Source organism: Stenotrophomonas sp. STEN018 (genome assembly GCF_056760235.1).
In genome coordinates this window covers 61,053-86,322 of record NZ_JBRREK010000015.1, presented here as the reverse complement: position 1 = coordinate 86,322, position 25,270 = coordinate 61,053, and the positions used below count along the sequence as shown (strand labels likewise).

Here is a 25,270-nt window from a genome sequence, read left to right as displayed (position 1 = left end):
GAGCCATGCTCGGCTGAGGCTCTGCCGGTGATGCCCCTGCCGAGCATGGCTCGGCACTACAGGTGAAGCTTCTGCCGAGCATGGCTCGGCACTACAGGTGAAGCTTCTGCCGAGCATGGCTCGGCACTACATATCTGCGGCTTTATTTGCCGCGCTCCAGCACCAGCAGTGGGTCAATGCGGGTGTCGAACCAGTTCATGCCCCAGTGCAGGTGCGGGCCGGTCGCGCGGCCGGTTGCGCCAACTGCGGCGATGTTCTGTCCTTGCTCGATCCGGTCGCCGACCTTCACATCGATCCGTGACAGGTGCAGGAAGTTGGAACTGATGCCGAAGCCATGGTCCAGCACCAGGGTGTCGCCCGTCAGGTACAGATCCGGGCCTGCAAACGTCACGATACCCGCAGCCGGGGCCTTCACCGGCGTACCGGTAGGCACGGCGATATCCATGCCGGAATGACCGCTGCCAGGTTGTCCGTTGTAGACACGGGCATTGCCGAAGCGGCCGCTGATGCGGCCCTGCACCGGCCAGATGAAGGTCTGGGTGAAGTCGGTGCGGTTGTCGTCGCGCTTGCGTGATTCGGTCACTTGCGCCTGTTCACGGGCAATCCGCTCGGCGATTGCCGGCGGCGGATTCACCGTCTTTGGCGGCACGCCATTGACCCGCTCTACCGGCCAGTCGCGCGCAGTCACTGCAATCGAAACGACCTCGCTACCGCCGTCCGGGCGTTGCACCTGTACCTGCAGCGGGCCTTTCTCGTCGCGTCCGATGCCGAATACCACACTGCCATAGCTGCTGACTCGCAGCTCGCGGCCCGCATAACGGACGCTACTGCCGGCCGGCACCTTGCCGATCACCATCGCGCCCTGCGAGGCGCTGGCCGGGAACACGACGCGGTTGTCGAGCAGGTTGCCGATGCCATCCTGGGCCTGCGCGGGCAGGGCGGTAAGCAGGGGCGCTGCCAGCAGCAGCGCGCCCATCATCAGGACCGAACGCATCAACGGTCGTAGGTCATGCGCTGGCCGGCCGGTGCGCCCACCAGCTTGCTGCCGTCCCATACCTGCTGGCCATTGACCCAGGTGGAAGCGATGCGCGAACGGAAGGTGGTGCCTTCAAATGGCGACCAGCCGCACTTGGACAGCACGTCCTCGCGCTTGACCGTGAACGGCACGTCCTCGACCAGTACCAGGTCGGCGAAGTAACCCTCACGCAGGAAGCCGCGCTCTTCGACGTCAAACAGCTGCGCCGGCGCATGGGCGAACTTCTGTACCACTTGTTCGCGGGTCAGTTTGCCTTCGTGCACGCGCTCCAGCGCGGCGACCAGCGCGTACTGCACCAGCGGCAGGCCGGATGGGGCCTGTGCGTAGGGCTTCTGCTTCTCTTCCCAGGTGTGCGGGGCGTGGTCGGTGGCCAACACGTCGAGCACGTCGTCAGCCAGTGCGGCGGTGATCGCCTCACGGTCGGCCACTTCCTTGATCGCCGGGTTGCACTTGATCAGGTTGCCCTTGGTTGCATAGTCCGGGCGCGCGAAATGCAGGAAATGCACGCAGGTTTCGGCGGTGATCTGCTTGCGGCTGCCGTCGGCGCGGATCAGTGGACCCTTCTCGAACAGGGCCAGCTCGTCGGCGGTGGAGATGTGCAGCACATGCAGGCGGGTGCCGTGCTTGCGCGCCAGCGACATTGCCAGCCGGGTGGACTTGATACAGGCCTCGCGCGAGCGGATGTCCGGGTGCATGTCCGGGGTCAGCGCGTCGCCGTACTTTTCCTGGAACGCCTTCATGTTGGCGTCGATCATCGGCGTGTCTTCACAGTGCGTGATGATCGGGGTCGGGCATTCGCGGAAGATCGCGTCCAGGGTTTCCGGGTTGTCGACCAGCATGTTGCCGGTGGAGGCGCCCATGAACACCTTCACGCCCGGCGCCTTCTTCGGGTCGAGTACGCGGATCGCTTCCAGGTTGTCGTTGCTGGCGCCGTGGTAGAAGCCGTAATTGGCCCACGCGCGGCCCTTGGCCAGTTCGTACTTGGCTTCGAGGATGGTCGAATCCAGGGTCGGCGGGTTGGTGTTGGGCATGTCCATGAAGCTGGTCAGGCCGCCGGCAACCGCGGCTGCCGACTCGCTGGCGATATCGCCCTTGTGGGTCAGGCCGGGTTCGCGGAAGTGGACCTGGTCATCGATCATCCCGGGCAGCAGCCAGCGCCCGCCCGCGTCCACCACCTGCTCGCCATCGCGCGGAGTCAGGCCGCTGCCGATCTGCGCGATACGGTCGTTCTCGATGCGCAGGTCGCCGTCGAAGGTACGGCCTTCGTTGACCATGCGGGCATTGCGGATAAGCGTGGAGGACATGTCAGTGTTTTCCTGTGCAGCGGCAAGAGGGGGAATCGGCGCGCTCCGGGACCGGATCCAGTCCGCCCGGATGGAACGGATGGCAGCGCCCCAGCCGGCGCAGGGTAAGCCAACACCCCCGTAGCGGACCGTGTATACGGATCGCGTCCATGGAGTATTCCGAGCAGCTGGGATAGAAACGACAGCGCGGCCCAAGCAGGGGGCTGATGAAGCGCTTGTAGGAGCGCAGTACGGCAATGAGGAGTCGGCCGATCACGGTTAAATGATAAGCCACTTGGCAAGCGAGCAGTATTTGTCGCAGGATGCGGGATGGCGCCGGTAAACACTACGTGCTTTCCGCTGCCAGCCAGGGGCGATGGCGCGCCTGGTTACGTTCCGAACTGCGCGAAACGGTCCGGTGACGCCACCGGACCTGTACTGCACGGGTCGGGCATCCGTTCACATACGGTGCCCGGCGCGGTTGCTGCTGCTGGTCGGGTAGGCTATAAAGGCCCGCTTTCCCGGGCCCCGGGGGAAACAAGGAAGAGCGTTTCGTGGCTGCTAAAAAACCTGCAAAAAAGGCCGTCAAGGTCGCCAAGAAAACCGCCAAACCTGTAGTCAAGAAGGCGGCGTCCAAGCCGGTTGCAAGCAAGCCGGTCGCAAAGGTTGCCAAGCCGGCAGCGAAGAAAGCGCCCGCCACCAAGGCGGTCGCCAAGAAAACGCCGGTCAAGCAAGCAGCTCCTGCCAGCAAGCCCGTCGCCAAGAAGGCTGCGGTTAAGACGGCAGTCGCTAAAAAGGCGGCCCCTGCCAAGAAGGCAGCGGTCAAAAAGGTGACCACGCCGGTTGCCGCGCCAGTTGCCAAGAAAGCAGCTGCGCCGGTTGCCAAGGCCACCAAGCCCGTTGCCAAACCCGTAGTTAAAAAAGTGGCCGAACCAGTGGCCACCAAGACGCTCAAGACTCCTGTCAAACCCGTGGTCAAGTCCGTACCGAAGCCAGCTGCAAAGCCGGCGGCGGCCAAGTCTGTCCCGGTCGAAGTCGCCAAGACGGCCCCAGCTCCGGCACCTGCGCCGGTCGCTGCCAAGCCGGCTCCAGCGGCCAAGACCCCGCAATCCAAGAATCCCGTGCCTGTTTCGAAATCCAACGTCAAAACTCCCGTCAAATCCACCGCTCCTGTTGCCGTCCGTCCGGTCGGCAAGGTTGCAGTCGCTGTCACCGCGCGTTCGACCGCTCCGGCGCCGCGCAGCAAGTACAAGGTTGTCGAATACAACATCGACGAGACCACTGGCCGTCCGATCCTGCCGGCTGGCTATAAGCCGTCCGCAGATGAGGAGTACATGAGCACGCTGCAGCAGGAGTACTTCCGCCAGCGCCTGTTGAACTGGCGTGCGGACCTGGTCGAGGAGTCGAAGCAGACCATCGAGAACCTGCGCGAGGAAGTGCGTGACATCGGCGATGAAGCCGAGCGTGCAACCCGTGAAACGGAAAACTCGCTGGAACTGCGTACCCGCGACCGCTACCGCAAGCTGATCGGCAAGATCGACAGCACGCTGAAGCGTCTGGAAGCTGGTGATTACGGTTTCTGCGTCGACACTGGCGAAGACATCGGTCTGGATCGCCTAGAAGCCCGTCTCACCGCCGAACGCACGATTGATGCGCAGGAGCGTTGGGAGCACCTGCAGAAGCAGCAGGGCGACTGAGTCCGGTTACATTGGTTGAACAAAAACCCCGCTTCGGCGGGGTTTTTTTTGGATGTGGGTCATCTGGCCCGCAGAACACCGGTTGGCGGCCAAGGCTTGGGTGCGCGCATGCTGCTCCGATGAGATTACGCCCGCTTCGTGCCACGCAGGCCATCGTCAAGGCAGGTCTCGATCTTTGCAGGTATCGACTTGAACTGACGCGTGTCAGCTGCGGCCGCAGGCCTGCCTTGGCCGCCCAACTGGTGCTCTATGATCAGCCCCCCCAGGCGCCAAATAGGCGGCCAGAACGCCGTTCGGAGAGGCTATGATGCAGCCAAACCTAGCCAGGGCAAGGGTAGATGACAGCGCAGCCAGCCGAGCATTTGCAATCTCCTGGCGCGGGCCAGGTCGCTTCCGGTGGCAGTGCACTCAGCCTTCTTGGCCGGCATCAGCGTCTGCTCCTCTACATTGGTGGTCTGGTGACATCATTGGTGTTGATTGCGGCCACCGTCGTGCTGGTGCAATCCCAGGTGAAAGACTATGTCGCCAGTCGCTACACCGAACACGTATTGCGCAGGACCACCCTGAGGGCGATGTTTGCTGTGCGTGAAGGTGCGCTTCGTATCGGCGTGCGGCAGGAAGAGTATGTCTGGTTGATGCGACAGGTGCCTGATCCGTTGTTGATGAAGCGTTTTGCTGATGCCAATGGGCGAATGATTCTGCAACGGAATAGCAGTTTCCCCCCTGCGCTTGTCATTGGAGACGTGTCGCAGGACTACCCGGCTGAACGCTTCGGTGCCTATCTGCGGATGGCGGACGATGTCAGCTACCAGTCAGGTGCGTATTCCCAGGAGCTGGTGGCGGCAGGTTATCTATTTAGCCCGGATATGCGTTTTGTCATGCTGGGTCCACTGCCCAGCAATGCGGCTGCCCAGCAGATGATGCATACCAGCGCTGCCAGTCTGCTCCAGCGTATAGGGCCGAACTTGGGAGATCTGAATTCACCGGCGATACGCGCCCGTCTGCTCGATACAAAGGTTCCGTGGTGGTTGCCGCCTGAGCAGGATCCACTGAGTGGTGTCTCCTCCATACGCCTGGTGCAGGGCGCGGCAGCTGAAGGAAAGCTGTTCGCGATCTTTGTGGCGTCCTATCCGACCCAGATGCTGGCATCACTGCTGGTAAGCACGGATCCCCATGAGGCATCTCTCATCGTAAGCCCGCAGAACAGGGTTCTGGTGGGATCTGCAGCAAAGGAGACCATGGCCGACGTCCTGCGTCTTTCCACTGATGTGCCACAGGAGGCATTGCAAAGGCTGAGCTATCGCGATGGCTACTTCATAGTCAGCGATGAGATTTCCAGTTCTGGTTGGAAGTTGTTGCATGCATTTTCCTGGCGCACAGTGCTGGCTGCGCTGTGGCCTCGACTGGTCAGTTACATTGGTGCGGTGCTGTTGATGATCGCCTTTGTCTGGGGGGTACTGCTGCTGATCGACCGGAAAGTCTTCAAGCCCGGCTTCGCTCGTTCGCAACGAATCATCGAGAGTGAAGACCTGAATCGAACGATTGTGACCACTGCTCCGTTCGGCTTGGCATTGCTGTCTGTCTCCAGCGGTCAAGTCCTGCTGCAAAACGCCACGATGCTCGATTACGCCAGCGAGGCCCGACGGGGCGATCCGCCCCTGCATACGCGTTTTCTTGCTCTTTTCAGCAATGGCGGCGCTGGCAGCCAGGGCGAACGTGAGTTCGAGCTGATGTTGGAAGATGGGTCCAGTTGCGATCTATTGGTCAGTAGTGTGCGGACCAAATATTTGGGCTCGGATGTCCTTCTGTGCAATTTCAAGGACATTACCCTCCGCAAGAAGACCCAGCATGAGCTGGAGCAAGCGCGTCAATCAGCCGAGGATGCCAGTCATGCGAAATCGGCGTTTCTGGCCACCATGAGCCATGAGATACGGACGCCGCTCAATACCATTCTGGGAAATATCGAGTTGCTGGAGCGCACGCCGCTCTCCGATGAACAGCTCCTGCAGTTGCGTACTGTGGCGTCTTCATCGTCGGCCTTGCTGAGTGTCATCAATGACATCCTCGATTTTTCGAAGGTCGAGTCCGGGCAGATGAGCATCGAGGCCATCAGCTTCGATTTGAAATTGCTTGCACAGCAGACGGTGGAGTTCTTTCTGCCGGTGGCGCGAGCAAAGGGGCTGCAACTGGAATTGAGCGTTGATGAGTCACTCGCAGCGGCATACATCGGCGACCCCACGCGTGTGCGCCAGATCGTCTACAACTTGATCAGCAACGCCATCAAGTTTACGGATCACGGTGACGTATTGCTGGAGATCTATCCGCGGGATGAACATCGAGGTGATTCGGACGTTGTCATAGGTGTCAGCGATACCGGCATAGGGATCACTCCGGAACAGCAGAAGTCGCTGTTTCAGACCTTCAGGCAAGCAGATTCGACCATCACCCGCCGCTATGGTGGCAGCGGTCTGGGCTTGGCACTGTGCCGTCGCCTGGCCGAGCTGATGAGTGGGACCATCAGCGTGCATAGCAAGGCCGGCGTCGGTAGTACTTTCATGGTTTTCTTGCCCTTGCCAGTGAGTGATGAAGCTCCTGCGCAGATCGAGGCTGCAGCCCCAGCCAAAGCATTTGATGGCACAGCATCATCGGGCTTGCGAGTGTTGGTGGTAGATGATCACCCAGCCAACCGTCAGCTGATACGTCTCCAGTTGCAAACGTTGGGCCATGCGTCGGATCAGGCAGAGGATGGCCATGAGGCGATTACCCTGTTTGCTGAAAAGGCGTACGACCTGTTGATGACGGATCTCAATATGCCGGGAATGGATGGCTATACACTGGCGCGACGATTGAGAGAGCAGGGTGTTGGCATCCCGATAATCGCCATCACCGCGTATGCCTCCGAGCGGGATCGCCAGCGTTGCACGGACATCGGCATCGATGAAGTCGTGACCAAACCCATTTTGCTGGGCGCGCTCGACAAGGTGATTCGGCGGCGGCTGAGTACGAAACAATCGCCGGTCAAGCACGGGAAGGAACGGAGCCTGATGGAGGGGCCATTGCCGATGGAGGTGCATCAGGCACTGCTTGGCGCATTGGGCGAATCGCTGCGCAAACTGCATGATGAATTGGCCGCTTTCATTGCCGGCGTGGCTATAACCAATGCCGGCCGGGAGCGAATAGGAGCAGAGTTGCATTCCATCCGGGGGGCGTTTGCGATGATTCATGCGATTGAAATCGCTGATGCATGCGGGCGTCTTGAGCAGCTTCTTCGTGAAGGGGATTTCAGTTCGCTCGCCGCCGGTATCGATGAACTTGATGTCAGTTCCCGTATGGTGCTCAAACTGCGCTCACCCTGATTGCGTCACATCTATTGGACTTGGACGGACAGGTGACGGACAAGTACGCGTCACGTCAGCGCTTCACTGTCATGCTGGGACGGCTGTTCCCCTGTATGGGCATTGATGCCGACTACTTGATGGAGAGCAGGTTGCCTGTGCTTGCGGAGTTGGAGGCGCAGGGTGCACCTTGTGATGTCAAATTACGGGAAAGATCTGGTGCCGGGTGCCGGGTGCCGGGTGCCGTCGGTGCTTCGTCATCCATTCGTTCCTGGATCGATAGCATCCGCTCATGCTCAGGGCTGCAGGTAGGTCAATCTCTGTTGCCTGCGAACACCCGTGTCGCTTGACCGTAACTATCCTCCAGCGATTTGCGGGGAACCTATGTGGACCAGGCCCGGCCTTGGACGCGACGCTGTCGCATCAAGGTGGCGCCAGCGCGCGCCCCAATCGCTGAAGATAGTCCTCGAAGTACCTGTCCAGATCGATCTTGTCAGGATGGCGTAGCCACAGCAGCTGCAGACCATCCATCATGGAAATCAGTTCGGCGGCGATCTGGTCTGGATCGATCATGGAATGTATTTCGCCCGATTCCTGACCATGGCGCAGGCTGAGCGCGATGTACTGCAGCATCTGCGCCGAGCGCACGTGGAACCAGTCTTTGGCGGGGTGATCCTCGCTCAGGCTTTCGGCGTTGAGCAAAGAGAAAGCCTTGATCACGCCCGGGATGTCGGCGTTGGCACGATTGACCAGACGCAACTGGTCAATAACATCCGACCAGGGGAGCGGTGGACCGGCTGCTGCATCTTCGAGCATGTAGTTCTGCGGATAGTCGGGTAGGCGCGGGCTGCGTTGATCGCGGACTTCCAGTACCGCCAGCAACATGTCGGTCTTGCTGGGGAAGTAATGCAGCAGGCCAGGCAGGGTGAGGCCGACGTCGGTTGCAACCTCGGCGATGGAGGCATTGCTGTAGCCATCACGCGCGAACACGCGCATTGCTGCATCGAGAATCTGCTGCCGGCGCTGGTCGCCCTTGGGTGAGCGTCGGCGAGTACGGGTGACTGGCGTTGTCTGCGTGGAGGTGGGCAAAGCGCGATCCCTACTCGGGGTAGGTGCGCAGTGTATCCGCGTCTGCCACCCGCGCTATTTGTTTTGAAACTGTACCCGCGTCACAGTTTTTGACAAACCTACTGGCAGGTAGGTTTACTGCCGCGGCGTCGGCGCAACGGCAACTAGTCGTATCGCTACAACAACATCCCGGAGGGGGATTGCACGCAGCTGGACCGCGCCGCCGCACTGATTGCGGCAGTTGTGCAGCGACCAACCCCGCCTGATGAAGACCGTGCCGGAAAGGCCGACGTTGGAGTGCCTGGGCTGGATCAACGCGTCCGCCCGGCGCATGCCGAGTTGCTGTGTTTGCGCGGGCGGTCGACGTTGTGGCGCTGGCTGCTCTTCATCAATCTGGAGAGAAAAGTAATGAACACGTTCTGTTGTAACGGGAGGGCCATCATCTTCAGCAGGATGACGATGGCCATCTGCCTGGGCCTCGCCGCGTCGATGGCTTATGCGCAACCCGATGCCGCATCTGCTGCACCGCTGACAGGCGAGACGACGGCCTCTGAGCCGCAGGCCGAGTCCTCGACTGCACTGGCGTCGAGCCGGGCTTCGACGCCGAGCTGCCATGACTACGATGCTTTCGTCAGTCGCGGTTCCGAAGCGCCCATTATTACCACCTGCGAAACGCTGTCGCCGGAACTGTTTGGACTGAGGCCGAAGCTCTACGACAACGGCTGGATGTTCATGGGTTACTACAGCGCCACCGAAACCTACGATGTTCGCGGCCACGAGGCCCGGCCTCAGGCCTACAACGGGCAGCGGCCAAGCTTCAGCAGCACGCTGTCCACCATCACCACCTATGATCTGTCGCGGCTGGGCTGGTGGGGCAAAAGATCGCAGCTCACCTTTGAGGCCAATAGCTGGCGCACCGTGTATCGCGATGCTGGTTTGAACGACGATGCCGCAGTGGCCCAGCTATCGGTGCAACAGGAGTTCGCGGACGGCCGGGTGCGCCTCCAATACGGTTACTACGCCATGTTGGGCCAGTTCATCGGCTTGTTTCTTGGTGCGAGCACGGCATCCTCTGCGCTCGGCCCCAACAGCGTCCTTCCGAACCTTGCCGGTATGGCGGGCTTCAAGCCGGTACCCGGCATGGATATCCGTCTGTACTCGAAGAACGGCCGCTTCTATGACCACTTCGGCGTTGCGCGTTCACAGAGCCCGGATGGGTTCCTGGTCGACAGCAAAGCAAACCCGACAGGCTTGAAGTGGAGTGTGGCCAATACCAAGCCGATCTACGTCAATGAAATTGGCTATCGGGTTGCCTCCAGCGCTGATAGTCGCATGACCTGGATACGCCAGGGCACGATCTACAACCGCACGCTTTACACCGACTATCGTAACCCGGACCGCAAGGGAACCAACCGAGCCTTCTACCTGGTCGCTGACCACCAGCTCACCCAGCCTGATATATCCGCGCCTTACCGCGGTTGGTATCTGAATCTGAAAGCCAACTACGCAGCACCCGAGCACAATATCTACAGTTCTGATTACGCGGTGACACTTTACAGCTTGGCGCCGTTCGCAACGCGCCCGGGTGACATGGTGTCGTTGGGCTATTCCCGTACCGAGGTAAGCAAGGACGCGCAGCACTACCTGCGTTCACTGGGCCTGGATCCGGTGCGCTTCAGTTCCTCTGCATCCGCCTCGTATGCCCTGCGTGCGTTCCGCGGCATCTACTGGGTAAACACCTTGAGCTATACGCGTAACCCGGTAATCAGCACGCCGCATCCGGATGCTGTGAATCTGCAGAGTCAGTTGACGTTCTCGTTCTGAGTTTTCCCCATCCACATCCGGTGGTTGGACTTTCGTATTGCAGCTAGGCAGGCGGCGCAGGGATGCGGACGCGTTGACGGTGGCGTGTTGCCTGCTGTTTTACCGAGACGACGATTGCGCGCTGCCTGGATGCGGGCGCGCCACTTCCAGACATGCAGCGGCCAGCGCTACCACGCTGGCGCAAACCGGAGTACGCAAGATGGCAATGATGCAGAAAGAGCTGGGGCTCAAGCCCTTGTTGATCAGTGTGGCGGTAAACGTGCTGGTGATGAACCTTGCCCAGGCCAAAGAGCTCCCGCAATTGGGCAAGGCGCCGCTTGCGCAGGTGGTGGCGGCAATGACCTTGCAGGAGAAGGTCGAACTGGTCACAGGTCAGGGTATGAACTATGCCGGCCTGCCTGACGATATGCAGGCGCCGGTAGTTGGCGCCATCGAAGACAAAGTCGCAGGTGCCGCGGGTGCGACCGTGGCGGTGCCACGGCTGGGCATTCCCTCGCTGGTGCTGGCCGATGGTCCGGCCGGCGTGCGCATAGAACCGACCCGCAAGGATGTGCCTGGAAAGACCTTCCATGCCACTGCTTTTCCGATCGGCAGTGCCCTGGCCAGTTCCTGGGACCCGGTACTTGTACGCCAGGTAGGCGCGGCCATTGGCGCTGAAGCCGCTGCGTACGGTATCGATGTAATGCTGACGCCAGCGCAGAACATCCATCGTTACCCCTTGGGTGGACGCAACTTCGAGTACTACTCGGAAGATCCGGTAGTCAGCGGCGAGACCGCCGCAGCCTTGGTGAAAGGGCTGCAGGATCGTGGTGTGGGCGCATCGGTGAAGCACTTCGCTGTCAACAATCACGAGTGGAACCGCAATACCATCAACGCAAAGGTGGATGAGCGCACGTTGCGCGAGATCTACCTGAAAGGTTTCGAGATCTCCACGCGCAAAGGCCAGCCTTGGACGGTGATGTCCAGCTACAACAAGCTCAATGGCACCTATACCTCGGAGAGCCCATGGTTGCTGACCGATGTGCTGCGCGCGCAGTGGGGTTATCAGGGCGTGGTGATGACCGACTGGTTTGGCGGGCAGGACGCGGTTGCGCAGATGCGGGCGGGCAATGAACTGTTGATGCCAGGCACCGGCAAGCAGCGCAAGGCGATCCTGGCGGCAGTGGGCGACGGCACGTTGGATGAAGCGGTGCTTGATCGCAACGTTACCCGGGTGCTGGAACTGGTGCTGCGCAGCCGTGCTTTCAAACAGTTGCCGCATTCGGATCAACCAGATCTGCGGGCAAATGCGGGGATTTCACGCAGCTCGGCCACGCAAAGCATGGTGCTGCTGAAAAATAAGGACACAACCTTGCCGCTGCGTGCTGCGGCGCGAGTGGCGTTGCTGGGCCACGGCAGCTATGAGGTGATACTAGGCGGCACCGGCAGTGGTGACGTCAACGAGGCCTATGCCATTGCGCTGCCGCGCGGTTTGGAAAATGCAGGTTTCAGCAATGCGAGCGGGCTCGAGCAGGCCTATACGAGCTACATCAGTGAAGAGGTTGCCAAGCTACCGAAGACGGAGTGGTATTTGAGCAAGCCACGTATTGCCGAGCGTGTGATAAGCGATGCGGAACTGCAGGAATTGGCACAGCAGCAGGATGTGGCGGTAGTCACCATCGGCCGCATCTCGGGTGAATTCGTCGACCGCAAGGCCGAGGGGGATTTCGCCTTGACCGCCGCCGAGCACGCCTTGCTGGAGCGTACTGCCAATGCCTTTCACGCCCAGGGCAAGAAGCTGGTGGTGGTGCTCAATATCGGCGGTGTGATCGAAACGGCCAGTTGGAGCCGGTTTGCCGATGCCATCCTGCTGGCGTGGCAACCGGGCCAGGAGGCTGGCAACGCCATAGCCGATGTGTTGTCTGGCGCGGTCAATCCTTCCGGCAAGCTGGCCGATACGTTCGCCGTACGTTTGAGCGATTACCCGGCAAGCAACGGCTTCCCCGGCAAGGAATTGCTGGGGCCGGATCCAAATGCGAAATCGCTGTTCGGGCAGGTTGCCCGCGCCGCCGAAGTGGAATACACCGATGGCATCTGGGTCGGCTACCGCCACTTCGATACGCACAAAGTGGAGGTTGCCTATCCATTTGGCTTCGGCCTTTCCTACACCACATTCGGTTATAGCGATCTGCAAGTGGATGCCAGCAAGCCTGGTCTGGTGCGGGCCAGCGTCAAGATCACCAACACTGGCAAGGTTGCCGGGCGCGAAATAGCGCAGGTCTATGTGAGTGCACCGCAAGGTGCACTGGAAAAGCCTTCGCAGGAACTGCGCGCGTTCGGCAAAACCGGCGATCTGCAGCCCGGGCAATCGCAGGTGCTGCAGTTCGAGATCGACGGCAAGGACCTGGCCTCGTTCGATGCGGGTCGGGGCCGCTGGGTAGCCGATGCGGGCACCTACAGTCTGCGTGTCGGCGCTTCTTCGCGTGATATCCGCGCGCAGCAGGCGTTCGAGAAGCAACAGGAAAGTGAGTACTCGCCTTGATGTTGCGCGCTGCTTGAGGCGCGAGAACCGGGGCAGGTGCAATGCTTGTCCCTGTTTTGATCTGCGTGAAGTTGCCGCAGATTGTCCTGACGCGCAGTTGCGGATTTTTCATGCGGTGAATTCGCTCAGGGCTGCGCATCGCGCGAGCACCGATTGCCACTGCAGTCGATAGTCTGGGTAGGCGCGCCACGGCGCGCACCGGTTAGGTGGTCGCACGGGAATGCGAACCTCTCCGTATAGCTCCCGATGTGTGCAACTGGGCATGCCTGCTGCGAAAAGCGTTGGCTCGGCCAATGCTGGCGAGCCTGAGGTAAGCGCCCATGCCTGCGTCTGAAGATATGGGTGTATGGGGCGGAAGGCAGGCTTGTGCCGGCCAGCTTGGTTATCAATTGGGGGCTCGGAAGGGAACAGTGCTGTGAAAACAGTTGGTTCGCCATGCGCGATGGCTAACCGGCTCACTACCTTGAGCCAGGCGTGCAAGTCAGTGGCACCGTCACGCGTGCCGACGCGATGCATCGACCTGACAGGACTCGCGGCGGTCGGCGAGACGCCCACGATTCCTGTTGCAGCAACGTAGGCGCTCGTCGGCGGACCCAGCCGCAGGTGCCTGCGGTTTTACCGAGGTGGCAATAGCGCGTTGCCGGGAGGGGGCGCGTCACTTTCATGACTATATCGCCTTGCTCTACAGCAGGCCGCAACGTGGAGTTTCCGCATGGCAACAACGAAAAAAAGAATGCTGGGCCCGGCGCCGACCTTGCTCGGTCTGGCCGTCAGCCTGTCCCTGGTTGTGCACGTGCAAGCCAAAGAGCTGCCCCAACTTGGGCAGGCTCCCTTGGCGCAGGTGGTGGCCGCGCTGACGTTGGAGGAGAAAGTTGAGTTGCTCACTGGCCAAGGCATGGTGATGCCAGGGTTGCCTGATACATGGCAGCCGCCGGCAGTGGGCTCAATCGAGGACAAGGTGCCCGGCGCGGCTGGCGCTACCGTGGCGGTGCCGCGTCTTGGCATCCCGTCGGTGGTAATGGCTGATGGACCCGCCGGTGTGCGCATAGCACCTACGCGCAAGGATGCACCGGGTAAAACGTTCTACGCCACCGCCTTTCCGATCGGGACTGCCCTGGCCAGCAGTTGGGACATGCCGCTTGTACGTGAAGTGGGCTCGGCCATTGCCGATGAAGCGGCGGCATACGATATCGACGTAATGCTTACCCCGGCACTGAATATTCATCGCTATCCGCTGGGCGGGCGGAATTTCGAGTACTACTCGGAGGATCCGTTGGTAAGCGGCGAAGCCGCCGCAGCGCTGGTGCAAGGCCTGCAGGATCGTGGCGTTGGTGCTTCGGTGAAGCACTTTGCCGTCAACAACCAGGAGTGGAATCGCAATGCCCTGAACGTCAAGCTGGATGCGCGTGCGTTGCGCGAGATATATCTAAAGGGCTTCGAGATCTCCGCACGCAAGGCGCAGCCGTGGACTGTGATGTCCAGCTACAACAAGATCAATGGCAGGTTCGCCTCGGAGAACGGTTGGCTGTTGACCGATGTGCTACGCGACCAGTGGGGTTACCAAGGTCTGGTGATGACCGACTGGTTCGGCGGGCGTGATGCTGTGGCGCAGATGCGTGCAGGCAACGAATTGTTGATGCCGGGTACCGGATATCAGCGCAAGTCGCTGGTCAAGGCCGTCGCTGAAGGTAGGTTGGACGTCGCCGTGCTTGATCGCAACGTCGCGCGGGTGTTGGAGCTTGTAATGCGCAGTCGTGCGTTCAAGCATGCTCCACACTCCGACGCCCCAGATCTGCGCGCCAACGCCGTTGTCTCGCGGCGGGCGGCTACTCAGGGCATGGTACTGCTCAAGAACGAGACGGCAACGCTGCCGCTTGCCACATCGCAGCGACTTGCCCTGCTGGGAGAGGCCAGTTACCAGATCATCGCTGGCGGGACCGGTAGCGGTGATGTGAACAAGGGCTATTCCATTACCTTGGACAAAGGCCTGGTGAGTGCGGGTTTCAGCAACGATGCCGCGCTTGGTGAGCGCTACGTCCGTTATGTCGCGGAGGAACTGGCCAAGCTGCCGGAGACTCCGTGGTACCTGCCAAAACGGCGGATTCCGCAGCTTGCAGTGGATGTTGCCGAGCTGGAGCGGTTGGCGCTGCAGCGTGATGTAGCCGTGGTAACCATCGGCCGCAGTTCGGGTGAGGCCACGGACCGCAAGCTGGAAGATGATTTCATGCTTACTTCAGTCGAACGCGCTTTGCTGGAGAACACCTCGCGCGTGTTCCGCGCCAAGGGCAAGAAGGTGGTGGTGGTGCTGAACATCGGTGGCGTGATCGAGACAGCCAGCTGGAGTGGTCTGGCTGATGCGATCCTGCTGGCGTGGCAGCCGGGTCAGGAAGGTGGCAATGCTGTTGCCGATGTGCTGACTGGTACGGTCAATCCCTCCGGCAAGCTGACGGATACATTCGCCCTCAATCTGGCTGACTATCCCGCTGCTGCGAGCTTCCCGGGCAAGGTTCTGTTGGGCCCGGACCCCACGATCAAAACGGGGATCGAGATATTCGACGCAATGCCACGCGAAGCGGAGGTGGAGTATCGGGACAGCATCTGGGTGGGGTATCGGCACTTCGATACGCGCAATGCCGCGGTGGCGTATCCGTTCGGATTCGGCCTGTCTTACACCAGCTTCGGCTATAGCGACCTGACGGTGGACCTCGGCGCCAATGGTCAGCTCAGTGCCAGCGTCAAGGTCACCAATACCGGCAAGGTTGCCGGGCGCGAGGTAGCACAGGTTTATGTGAGCGCGCCGCAAGGTGCACTGGAAAAGCCATCGCAGGAATTGCGCGCGTTCGGCAAAACCGGCGATCTGCAGCCCGGGCAATCGCAGGTGCTGCAGTTCAAGATCGATGGCAAGGACCTGGCCTCGTTCGATGCGGGCCGGGGCCGTTGGGTAGCCGATGCGGGCACCTACAGTCTGCGTGTCGGCGCTTCTTCGCGTGATATCCGCGTGCAGCAGGCGTTCGAGAAGCCGCAAGCCAGCGACTACGCGCCGTGATGGGTGTTGTCGTTTGAGATGCACTAGCCGGGGCAAGCGTGGTGCTTGCCCCGGAGTTGATCTGGCTACAGATCCTGCAGGTTGTCCAGTTTGCGCAGCTGCGGCGCTTTCCATGCGGTGACTGCGGCCACGCCGAGCACTGCGCAACCACCGATCACCACTGCCGTCACCAAACCCAAAAGGCGTGCCATGCTGCCGCCGTAGAACGCGCCCAGTTCGTTCGATGAACTGATGAAGATGCCGTTGATCGACGACACCCGGCCGCGCATTTCATCCGGTGTAACCAACTGCATGATGGTCGAACGCACCACCACCGACACACCATCGCAGGCGCCGTAGAACACCAGAATCGCGGCGGACAGCCAGAAGCTCCTGGACAGGCCGAAGGCGATCACGCACAGACCGAATCCCGCCACCGCGAACAGCAGCACGCGCCCGGCATTGCGGCGCAGCGGGTGCCTGGCCAGCCACAGGCCGACCGCGATCGAGCCCAGTGCCGGTGCCGCACGCAGGATGCCCAGGCCTTCAGGACCGTAGTGCAGGATGTCCTGGATGAAGGCCGGCAGCATCGCGACCACGCCGCCAAGCAGCACCGAAAACATGTCCAGCGCCATCGCGCCGAGCATGATCTGGTTGGACAGTACGAAGCGTGCGCCTTCGGCGATGCTGGCGAAGATCGGTGCGCGGGTCTGCGGTGGTGCGGGTTCGCTGACCTTGAGCGAGGCCAGTGCAATCAGTGCCAGCACCGCCATCGTCGCCGCCACGCCATAGGACAGGCCCTTGCCGCCAACCGCGACCAACACCCCGCCCAGTGCGGGGCCAATCACCATGCCCATCTGGAACACCACGGTGCCGAAGCCGGCGCCACGAGCAAACTGCTCACGCTTGAGCACGCGGGCGAACAAGGCGTTGTAGACCGGTGACAGGAAGGCGCGGACCATGCCGGTCAGCGCGACTGCCAGATAGATCGGCCAGACGCCTTTGACCGGTAGCCAACCGGTGGCCACGGCTACCAGCATCAGGGCGGTGGCGATCAGGCCGAGGCAGGCGGTCATGCCCAGCTTGCGGCGTGGCAGGTGATCGACCAGATAGCCGGCAAACGGCGCCACGCAGAAGTAGGGCAGCACCTCGGCCAGGCCGATCAGGCCCAGCGAGAACGGATTGCGGGTGACTTCGTAGATATGCCAGCCGACCGTGACCGCGACGATCTGGTAGGACAGCATGCCGGCGATGCGGTACAGCAGCAGTTGGGTAAAGCCGGGCTGGCGCAACAACTCGGAGATGGAGCCGGTTTTGTTCACTGCTTGGCTAGTGCGGTGTCGCGGATGAAGGCGAGCATCGCGGCAAGACCGTTGCTGCGGGTCGGCGACAGGTGCTTGGCCAAGCCAATGGCGGACACGTAGTCCGGCTCGGTGGCGAGGATTTCAGCCGCCGAACGGCCCGAGTACACGCGCAACGCCAAGTAGATCAGGCCGGAGACGATGGCCGAATCGCTGATCGCATGGAACACCAGCTTGTCGGCGTCACCTTCGGGCACGATCCAGACCATGGACTGGCAGCCGAGCAGGCGGTTTTCCTCGGTCTTCCATTCTTCGGGGAAGGTGGGCAGCTTGCGGCCGAGGTCGATCAGGTACTGGTAGCGCTCGGACCAGTCACCGAAGAAGGAAAACTCCTCGGCAATGGCGGCCTGGGCTTCGGCGGGTGTGGGTTCGAGCGGGAAGGGGGAGTTGATCATTATTGGTCCTGTGCTTGGCCTGTCGCCTTGATGGCGATGGGCTTTGGTGCGGGGTGTCGGGAGGTCCCCCTCACCCCAACCCCTCTCCCGGTGGGAGAGGGGCTCAGTGCGCCGCGAGCCGACGCCATATGTGCAATTGCAGCTTCCGCTTAAGCCCCTCTCCCGTTCACGGGAGAGGGGTTGGGGTGAGGGGAAGCCTTACCCGCGTTTCCAGCGCACACCCTGCGGCGTGTCTTCCAGCACGATGTTCTCCGCAGCCAACTGGTCGCGAATAGCGTCAGCGCGCCCAAAGTCGCGCGCCTGCTTGGCGGCGATGCGCTCGTCGATCAGCGCCTGGATGCGTGCATCGTCACCAGCTTCAGCACCACGCCCAAACCATTCGGCTGGCGCCTGCTGCAACAGACCAAGAGCGAGGCCGGCACCGAGCAGCTCACGCTTCAGGCGCGTCTTGTCTTCGCTGGACTCGGCCTTGCGCGCTTCGCTGGCGATACGCGCCACTTCAGCCAAGGCCAGCGGCGTATTGAGGTCATCGTCCAGCGCCGCCTCGACGCCGGCCGGAATCGCGCCTTCAACACTGACATCAGCCAGATCACGCAAGGTGCCGTACAAACGGTCCAAGGTGCGCACCGATTGTTCGATCAGCGCATCGGACCACTCCAGCGGCTGCCGGTAGTGCGCAGACAGCAGTGCATAACGCAGCGCTTCCGGCGGGTGCTGGCGCACCAGATCGTGCACGCGCTCGATATTGCCGATCGACTTGCTCATCTTGGTGCCGCCGAAGTTGAGCATGCCGTTGTGCAGCCAGAAGCGGGCGAAGGTCTGCCCGCCGTGGGCGCAGACGCTTTGCGCGATCTCGTTTTCGTGGTGCGGGAACTGCAGGTCGACGCCGCCGGCATGGATGTCGATGGTCGGGCCCAGATGCGCGGCGGCCATCGCCGAGCACTCGATGTGCCAACCCGGACGGCCACGACCCCAGGGCGATTCCCAGCCCGGCAGGTCGTCACTGGAGGGCTTCCACAGCACGAAGTCGCCGGCATCACGCTTGTACGGAGCCACTTCGACGCGGGCACCGGCCAGCATTTCGTCCGGGTCGCGGCGCGAGAGCTTGCCGTAATCGGCGAAGCTGCTGACCGAGAACAGCACGTGGCCCTCGGCGGCGTAGGCATGATCGGTGCTGATCAGCTGCTCGATCATGGCGATGATCTGCGGGATATGCGCGGTGGCTTCCGGCTCGATATCCGGCGGCACCACGCCGAGCGCGGCCATGTCTTCGCGGTAGGCGGCGGCAAAGCGGTCGGTGATGGCCGAAATCGGCACGCCCTGGTCCTTGGCCGCGGCGTTGATCTTGTCGTCAACGTCGGTGATGTTGCGCGCGTAGCGCAGCTTCCCGTAACGGCGGCGCAGCAGATCGGCCAGCACCCCGAACACCACCGGGCCACGTGCATTGCCGATATGTACATAGTTATAGACCGTGGGGCCGCACACATACAGGGTGGGAGCGGCGGGGTCGAGCGGAGCAAACGGCTCCAGCTGCCGCGTCAGGTTGTTGTGCAGGCGCAGGGTCATGGTAATCCGGGGGTAAGCGAACCCGCCAATTCTAGCGGTCCGGGCCGGGTCGGGCATCCCCGGGCTGGGCAATACGCGTACGGATGGGTAATGTTCAGGCCCGGGGCAGCTGTGCTGCCTACACTAGTACCTGTCACCCGTACCCAGCTCAAAGCCAAACCTTTTGATGAAACCTGCTCCATTGCTGTCGACGATCTGCCTGTTGGCTGGTGCCGCCGTGCCCGCGCTTGCGCAGGAACCGGAGCAGCGCAATCGCGTGGTGATCATGGAAAACGTGCGCTACGACTATGCGCAGGTGCTCAATGTCGAGCCGGTCTTCCAGACCCTGCGTGCCAGCCGTACCGAGGAACACTGCGAGCCGGTGTCCACCCGGACGCTGGCGCCGGTGCAGGTCAAGGGTGAGGAAGACAAGGGCGGCTTGCGCCGCTTCTGGGACTCGGTGCGTGGCATTTTCAGCCAGCACGAAGGGCAGGCACAGGAAGAAGAAATGGCGCTTGCCCCGCAGGGTGCTGGCGCTTCTTCCGCGCTGCTGACCCCGGAATGCAAGATCGTCGAGGTTGGGCGTGAGTTCCGCCGGCCCATCGCCTATGACGTGGATTACGTCTACAAGGGCATCAAATTCCGCTCGCGGCTGCCGGAAGACCCCGGTAACCGGCTCAAGCTGCGGGTGTCGATCACCCCGGATATCGGCCAGGCACCGCCGGCCGCGAACAGCGTTCCATGATGTTGCACCGCGCCACTTGCGCCAGCCTGACCTGCGTGCGAGTATGCCCGACGATGAAAGCCACCAGCTTCCAGCACGAAACCAGCACCGCCCGGATGGCCACCGGCATGACGTCGCGTGCCCGCCGACCGGAATCCCACATATTCGCTGGGTGACCGGGGCTTCGTGCTGTCCGTTCTGAAAACCCAGCCCAGGCTGGGTTTTTTCGTTTCTGGTTCGGCAAAAGTTACAAACGCAATGAGCCGCGCGCATGCGCATCCGCCCACCGGCGACGGTGGATCTCCGCAATAAAGGATGGATCGATGTCTCTGAAGCACTTTTTGAACACCCAGGACTGGAGCCGCGCCGAATTGGATGCGCTGCTCACCCAAGCGTCGTTGTTCAAGCAGAACAAGCTGGGTCATGACCTGAAGGGCAAGTCGATCGCCCTGGTGTTCTTCAATCCGTCCATGCGTACCCGCACCAGCTTCGAGCTGGGCGCGTTCCAGCTGGGCGGCCACGCGGTGGTGCTGCAGCCGGGCAAGGACGCATGGCCGATCGAGTTCAACCTCGGTACGGTGATGGACGGTGATACCGAAGAGCATATTGCCGAAGTGGCCAAGGTGCTGGGCCGTTACGTCGACCTGATCGGCGTGCGCGCGTTCCCGAAGTTCGTGGACTGGAGCAAGGACCGCGAGGACCAGGTGCTCAAGAGCTTCGCCAAGTATTCGCCGGTGCCGGTCATCAACATGGAGACCATCACCCATCCGTGCCAGGAGCTGGCGCACATCATGGCGCTGCAGGAACACTTCGGCACCAGCGACCTGCGCGGCAAGAAGTACGTGCTGACCTGGACCTACCACCCCAAGCCGCTGAACACCGCCGTGGCCAACTCGGCGCTGACCATTGCCACCCGCATGGGCATGGACGTGACCCTGCTGTGCCCGACCCCGGACTACATCCTGGACGAGCGCTACATGGGCTGGGCCGAGCAGAACGTGGCCGAGAGCGGCGGTTCGCTGCAGGTCAGCCACGACATTCAGAGTGCCTACGCCGGTGCCGATGTTGTGTACGCCAAGAGCTGGGGTGCGCTGCCGTTCTTCGGCAACTGGGAGCCGGAAAAGCCGATCCGCGACCAGTACCAGCACTTCATCGTCGACGAAGCCAAGATGGCGCTGACCAACAATGGCGTGTTCAGCCACTGCCTGCCGCTGCGCCGCAACGTCAAGGCCACCGACGGCGTAATGGATTCGCCGCAATGTATTGCAATCAACGAAGCCGAGAATCGCCTGCATGTGCAGAAGGCGATCATGGCGGCGGTGATCGGCAAGTAATGCTTGAAGCCCCTCTCCCACTGGGAGAGGGGTTGGGGTGAGGGTTGTGCTCCTTACTCCAGATGCATCCTCGTAAACGCCTACCCCCTCCCCAACCCCTCCCCCGGAGGGGGAGGGGCTTAAAGATCAAAAGCAGAGATTCCTTCCCCATGAGCAAAGACATCGTCCTCGCCTTCTCCGGCGGCCTCGACACCAGCTTCTGCGTGCCTTACCTGCAGGAACGTGGTTACAACGTGCACACCGTGTTCGCCGACACCGGCGGCGTGGATGCCGACGAACGTGATTTCATCGAAAAGCGTGCGGCCGAGCTGGGTGTCACCAGCCACGTCACCGTCGATGGCGGCCCGGCCATCTGGAATGGCTTCGTCAAGCCGTTCGTGTGGGCAGGTGAGGGTTACCAGGGCCAGTACCCGCTGCTGGTGTCCGACCGTTACCTGATCGTTGATGCCGCGCTCAAGCGCGCCGCCGAGCTGGGCACCAACATCATCGCCCACGGCTGCACCGGCATGGGCAACGACCAAGTGCGTTTCGACCTGGCGGTGAAGGCGTTGGGCGACTACCAGATCGTCGCGCCGATCCGTGAAATCCAGAAAGAACACACCCAGACCCGCGCCTACGAGCAGAAGTACCTGGAAGCGCGTGGCTTCGGCGTGCGCGCCAAGCAGCAGGCTTACACCATCAACGAGAACCTGCTGGGCCTGACCATGTCCGGCGGCGAGATCGACAAGTGGGAAGCCCCGGGCGAAGGCGCACGTGGCTGGTGCGCACCGCGCAGCGCGTGGCCGATCGAGCCGCTGACCGTCACCTTGAAGTTCGTCGAAGGCGAAGCCGTTGCCATCGACGGCAAGGCGCTGCCGGGTGAGCAGATCCTGGCCAAGCTCAACAAGCTGTTCGCGCAGTACGGCGTGGGCCGCGGCGTTTACACCGGCGACACCGTGATCGGCCTGAAGGGCCGCATCGTGTTCGAGGCACCGGGCCTGGTCTCGTTGCTGGCCGCGCACCGCGCGCTGGAAGACACCGTGCTGACCAAGCAGCAGAACCGTTTCAAGCCGGAAGTCGCGCGCAAGTGGGTGGAGCTGGTGTACGAAGGCTTCTACCACGACCCGCTCAAGACCGACATCGAAGCCTTCCTGAAGGCCTCGCAGGCCAAGGTCACCGGTGAAGTGGTGCTGGAAACCCGCGGTGGCAGGGTTGATGCAGTGGCCGTGCGTTCGGAGCACATCCTCAACGCCAAGGGCGCGACCTATGCGCAGTCGGCAGATTGGGGCGTGGAAGAAGCCGAAGGCTTCATCAAGCTGTTCGGCATGAGCTCCACGCTGTACGCGCAGGTAAATCGCTAAGGCGAGATGCGTGATGCTCAAAGCCCCTCTCCCGCATGCGGGGTGAAAGAGGGGTGCTTACGAACCACCGGTTCGTACCCCGTTGAACGCCCTTGCGCCAGCGCAAGGGCCGGGGCGCGGAGCGGGGGTTGGGGTGAGGGGAGCTCTTGCTTCTGTCGTTGTTCGCTCTCAAGGCAAACCCCACAAGGCAAAAGCTCCCCCCATCCGCCCTCCGGGCACCTTCCCCCGCAAGCGGGAGAAGGGAAACCCTCCGATCATTGATCTGCCGACCTGCTGCCCACCATGACCAACCTGCTCCAATCCACCCTCGATCACCTGGAGAAGCTGGTGTCCTACGACACCCGCAATCCGCCGCGTGCCATCACCACCGGTGGCATCTTTGATTACCTGCGCGACAACCTGCCGGGCTTCAATGTCGAGGTGATCGACCACGGTGCCGGTGCGGTCAGCTTCTACGCGGTGCGCGGCAAGCCCAAATACCTGTTCAATGTGCATCTGGATACCGTGCCGGATTCGCCGCACTGGTCCGCCGATCCGCACGTGATGCGTCGCTTGGACGACCGCGTTGTCGGCCTCGGCGTCTGCGATATCAAGGGCGCCGCTGCGGCGCTGGTGGCCGCCGCCAACCTGACCGACGGCGACGCCGCGTTCCTGTTCTCCAGTGACGAAGAAGCCAACGATCCGCGTTGCATCGCTGCCTTCCTGGCGCGTGGCATCGCCTATGAAGCGGTGATCGTCGCCGAGCCAACCATGAGCGAAGCGGTGCTCGCACACCGAGGCATCAGCTCGGTGCTGATGAAGTTCCAGGGCCGCGCCGGCCACGCCTCGGGCAAGCAGGATCCGTCCGCCAGCGCGCTGCATCAGGCGATGCGCTGGGGTGGCAAGGCGCTGGAACATGTCGAGTCGCTGGCGCATGCGCGCTTTGGCGGCCTGACCGGCCTGCGCTTCAACATCGGCCGCGTCGAAGGGGGCATCAAGGCAAACATGATCGCGCCCGAAGCCGAGCTGCGGTTTGGCTTCCGGCCGCTGCCGTCGATGGATATCGACGCGCTGCTGGGTACCTTCGCTGGCTTTGCCGAGCCGCAGGCCGCGCATTTTGAAGAAACCTTCCGCGGCCCGAGCCTGCCCTCCGGTGATATCGCCCGCGCCGAGGAACGTCGTCTGGCCGCGCGCGATGTGGCTGACGAGCTGGGCCTGCCAATCGGCAATGCCGTGGATTTCTGGACCGAGGCTTCGCTGTTCTCGGCTGGTGGTTACACAACCATGGTGTACGGCCCCGGCGATATCGCCCAGGCCCACACCGCCGATGAGTTCGTGACGCTGGAACAACTACAGCGCTACGCCGAATCGGTGCTGCAGATCCTGCAACGCGGCGCCTGAGCCGCTCGTGGCCCGGCGGCCTGCCGCCGGCTCCTTCCCGCGACTCCTTAAAGTCGCCATGTAGATACAAGTAATGTCCCCAGCCATGCAGCCGCACCGCCAGACCCGCCAGACCATCGTCCGCCTGCTTTCGAGCATGGCCAGTGCGAAGGAAATCAGCCAGTACCTCAAGCGCTTTTCGCAGCTTGATGCCAAGCGCTTTGCCGTGGTCAAGGTCGGTGGCGCGGTGCTGCGCGACGATCTGGACGCGCTGACCTCGTCGCTGTCGTTCCTGCAGGAAGTCGGCCTGACCCCGATCGTGCTGCACGGTGCCGGCCCGCAGCTGGATGCCGAGCTGTCTGCCGCTGGCATCGAGAAGAAGACCATTGATGGCCTGCGCGTTACCTCGCCGGAAGCATTGGCGATCGTGCGCAAGGTGTTCCAGCAGTCCAACCTCAAGCTGGTCGAAGCGCTGCAGCAGAACGGTGCGCGTGCTACTTCGATCACCGGTGGTGTGTTCGAAGCCGAGTATCTGGATCTGGATACCTACGGTCTGGTTGGCGAGGTGAAGAAGGTCAATCTGGCGCCGATTGAAGCCAGCCTGCGCGCCGGTTCGATCCCGGTGATCACCAGCCTGGGCGAAACCCCGAGCGGGCAGATCCTCAACGTCAACGCCGACTTCGCCGCCAACGAGCTGGTGCAGGAGCTGCAGCCGTACAAGATCATCTTCCTCACCGGCACCGGCGGCCTGCTCGATGAAGAAGGCAAGCTGATCGACTCGATCAACCTGTCCACCGAGTACGAGCAGCTGATGCAGCAGCCGTGGATCCATGGCGGCATGCGGGTCAAGATCGAGCAGATCAAGGACCTGCTGGATCGTTTGCCGGAAGAGTCCTCGGTGTCGATTACGCGCCCGGCTGATCTGGCCAAGGAGCTGTTCACGCATAAGGGTTCCGGCACGCTGGTGCGTCGTGGCGAAAAGGTGCTGAAGGCAACGTCCTGGGATCAGCTTGATACCGCGCGCCTGAAGTCGCTGATCGAATCGAGTTTCGGCCGCACCCTGGTGCCGGACTATTTCGAGAAAACCAAGCTGCTGCGCGCCTATGTCAGCGAGAACTATCGCACTGCGGTGGTGCTCACCGATGAGGCCGAGGGCGTGTACCTGGACAAATTCGCGGTGCTCGACGACGCCCAGGGCGAAGGCCTTGGCCGCGCGGTGTGGAACGTGATGCTGGAAGAAACCCCGCAGCTGTTCTGGCGTTCGCGCAACGGCAACCCGGTCAATCATTTCTACTATTCCGAATCCGATGGCTGCTACAAACTCGGCCATTGGAAGGTGTTCTGGTTTGGTGCCACCGACTTCGACAGCATCAAGGGCTACGTCGCGCATTGCGGTGAGCGCAAGCCGAGCCTGCAAGGGTGA

Annotated in this window: 18 protein-coding genes; 10 read left to right on the top strand and 8 right to left on the bottom strand. The window is 61.9% G+C overall.

The annotated features are described in order from the left end of the window. Positions 1 to 142 precede the first annotated feature (142 nt). The 3 genes from ACVOMB_RS08265 to yidD are packed head-to-tail and all read right to left on the bottom strand — an operon-like array spanning position 143 to position 2,614. Entirely contained in the window at positions 143 to 994 is an 852-nt protein-coding gene (locus ACVOMB_RS08265; protein ID WP_481530722.1) for a M23 family metallopeptidase, read from the bottom strand. Then, entirely contained in the window at positions 994 to 2,340 is a 1,347-nt protein-coding gene (locus ACVOMB_RS08260) for a dihydroorotase (RefSeq protein WP_481530721.1), read from the bottom strand. The genes ACVOMB_RS08265 and ACVOMB_RS08260 overlap by 1 nt, the downstream gene beginning before the upstream one ends. Before the next feature lies 1 nt (position 2,341). Next, a complete protein-coding gene (gene yidD, locus ACVOMB_RS08255; RefSeq protein ID WP_481512077.1) occupies positions 2,342 to 2,614 on the bottom strand; it encodes a membrane protein insertion efficiency factor YidD in 273 nt (90 codons plus the stop codon). 259 nt (positions 2,615 to 2,873) lie between these two features. Here yidD and dksA point away from each other — a divergent pair, with 259 nt between their 5' ends. Together dksA and ACVOMB_RS08245 are read left to right on the top strand one after the other, a co-directional pair. Beyond that, positions 2,874 to 4,016, top strand: a complete 1,143-nt coding sequence (dksA, locus tag ACVOMB_RS08250) for an RNA polymerase-binding protein DksA (RefSeq protein WP_481530720.1) — start codon at positions 2,874 to 2,876, stop codon at positions 4,014 to 4,016. Positions 4,017 to 4,354: 338 nt separating this feature from the next. Next, complete coding sequence (locus ACVOMB_RS08245; protein ID WP_481530719.1) at positions 4,355 to 7,372, top strand: ATP-binding protein; 3,018 nt, start codon at positions 4,355 to 4,357, stop codon at positions 7,370 to 7,372. A 402-nt stretch (positions 7,373 to 7,774) separates the two neighbouring features. Here ACVOMB_RS08245 and ACVOMB_RS08240 read toward each other — a convergent pair whose 3' ends face one another. Next, entirely contained in the window at positions 7,775 to 8,440 is a 666-nt protein-coding gene (locus ACVOMB_RS08240; RefSeq protein WP_481530718.1) for a TetR family transcriptional regulator, read from the bottom strand. A 290-nt stretch (positions 8,441 to 8,730) separates the two neighbouring features. Further along, positions 8,731 to 8,886 (bottom strand): hypothetical protein, encoded by a 156-nt coding sequence (locus ACVOMB_RS08235; RefSeq protein WP_481530717.1) that lies wholly within the window; start codon positions 8,884 to 8,886, stop codon positions 8,731 to 8,733. On the opposite strand from ACVOMB_RS08235, the gene ACVOMB_RS08230 reads away from it, so the two are divergent. The 3 genes from ACVOMB_RS08230 to ACVOMB_RS08220 all read left to right on the top strand — a co-directional run bounded on the left by ACVOMB_RS08230 (position 8,879) and on the right by ACVOMB_RS08220 (position 15,810). After that, entirely contained in the window at positions 8,879 to 10,243 is a 1,365-nt protein-coding gene (locus ACVOMB_RS08230; protein ID WP_481530716.1) for a carbohydrate porin, read from the top strand. The genes ACVOMB_RS08235 and ACVOMB_RS08230 overlap by 8 nt on opposite strands. A 199-nt stretch (positions 10,244 to 10,442) precedes the next feature. Next, positions 10,443 to 12,764, top strand: coding sequence for a beta-glucosidase (locus ACVOMB_RS08225; protein WP_481530715.1), 2,322 nt, complete (start codon positions 10,443 to 10,445; stop codon positions 12,762 to 12,764). A gap of 712 nt (positions 12,765 to 13,476) precedes the next feature. Then, positions 13,477 to 15,810 (top strand): glycoside hydrolase family 3 C-terminal domain-containing protein, encoded by a 2,334-nt coding sequence (locus tag ACVOMB_RS08220; protein WP_481530714.1) that lies wholly within the window; start codon positions 13,477 to 13,479, stop codon positions 15,808 to 15,810. Positions 15,811 to 15,875: 65 nt separating this feature from the next. Here ACVOMB_RS08220 and ACVOMB_RS08215 read toward each other — a convergent pair whose 3' ends face one another. The 3 genes from ACVOMB_RS08215 to cysS all read right to left on the bottom strand — a co-directional run bounded on the left by ACVOMB_RS08215 (position 15,876) and on the right by cysS (position 19,111). Next, complete coding sequence (locus tag ACVOMB_RS08215) at positions 15,876 to 17,111, bottom strand: MFS transporter (RefSeq protein ID WP_481530713.1); 1,236 nt, start codon at positions 17,109 to 17,111, stop codon at positions 15,876 to 15,878. After that, the gene (locus tag ACVOMB_RS08210) at positions 17,108 to 17,545 is read right to left on the bottom strand and encodes a SufE family protein (protein ID WP_481530712.1); all 438 of its coding nucleotides are present in this window, start codon (positions 17,543 to 17,545) and stop codon (positions 17,108 to 17,110) included. Before ACVOMB_RS08210 ends, ACVOMB_RS08215 begins: the two co-directional genes overlap by 4 nt. A 198-nt stretch (positions 17,546 to 17,743) precedes the next feature. Further along, positions 17,744 to 19,111: a cysteine--tRNA ligase gene (cysS, locus tag ACVOMB_RS08205; RefSeq protein ID WP_481530711.1), complete on the bottom strand. Its 1,368-nt coding sequence runs from the start codon at positions 19,109 to 19,111 to the stop codon at positions 17,744 to 17,746. A 166-nt stretch (positions 19,112 to 19,277) separates the two neighbouring features. On the opposite strand from cysS, the gene ACVOMB_RS08200 reads away from it, so the two are divergent. The 5 genes from ACVOMB_RS08200 (at position 19,278) to ACVOMB_RS08180 (ending at position 25,270) form a co-directional block, all read left to right on the top strand. Next, positions 19,278 to 19,835 (top strand): hypothetical protein, encoded by a 558-nt coding sequence (locus ACVOMB_RS08200; protein ID WP_481530710.1) that lies wholly within the window; start codon positions 19,278 to 19,280, stop codon positions 19,833 to 19,835. 302 nt (positions 19,836 to 20,137) lie between these two features. Beyond that, positions 20,138 to 21,148, top strand: a complete 1,011-nt coding sequence (locus tag ACVOMB_RS08195) for an N-acetylornithine carbamoyltransferase (protein ID WP_481530709.1) — start codon at positions 20,138 to 20,140, stop codon at positions 21,146 to 21,148. A 149-nt stretch (positions 21,149 to 21,297) separates the two neighbouring features. Continuing rightward, a complete protein-coding gene (locus ACVOMB_RS08190; RefSeq protein ID WP_481530708.1) occupies positions 21,298 to 22,488 on the top strand; it encodes an argininosuccinate synthase in 1,191 nt (396 codons plus the stop codon). Between the two features lie 282 nt (positions 22,489 to 22,770). Next, a complete protein-coding gene (locus tag ACVOMB_RS08185; protein ID WP_481530707.1) occupies positions 22,771 to 23,868 on the top strand; it encodes an acetylornithine deacetylase in 1,098 nt (365 codons plus the stop codon). Positions 23,869 to 23,941: 73 nt separating this feature from the next. Beyond that, the gene (locus ACVOMB_RS08180) at positions 23,942 to 25,270 is read left to right on the top strand and encodes an acetylglutamate kinase (RefSeq protein ID WP_481530706.1); all 1,329 of its coding nucleotides are present in this window, start codon (positions 23,942 to 23,944) and stop codon (positions 25,268 to 25,270) included.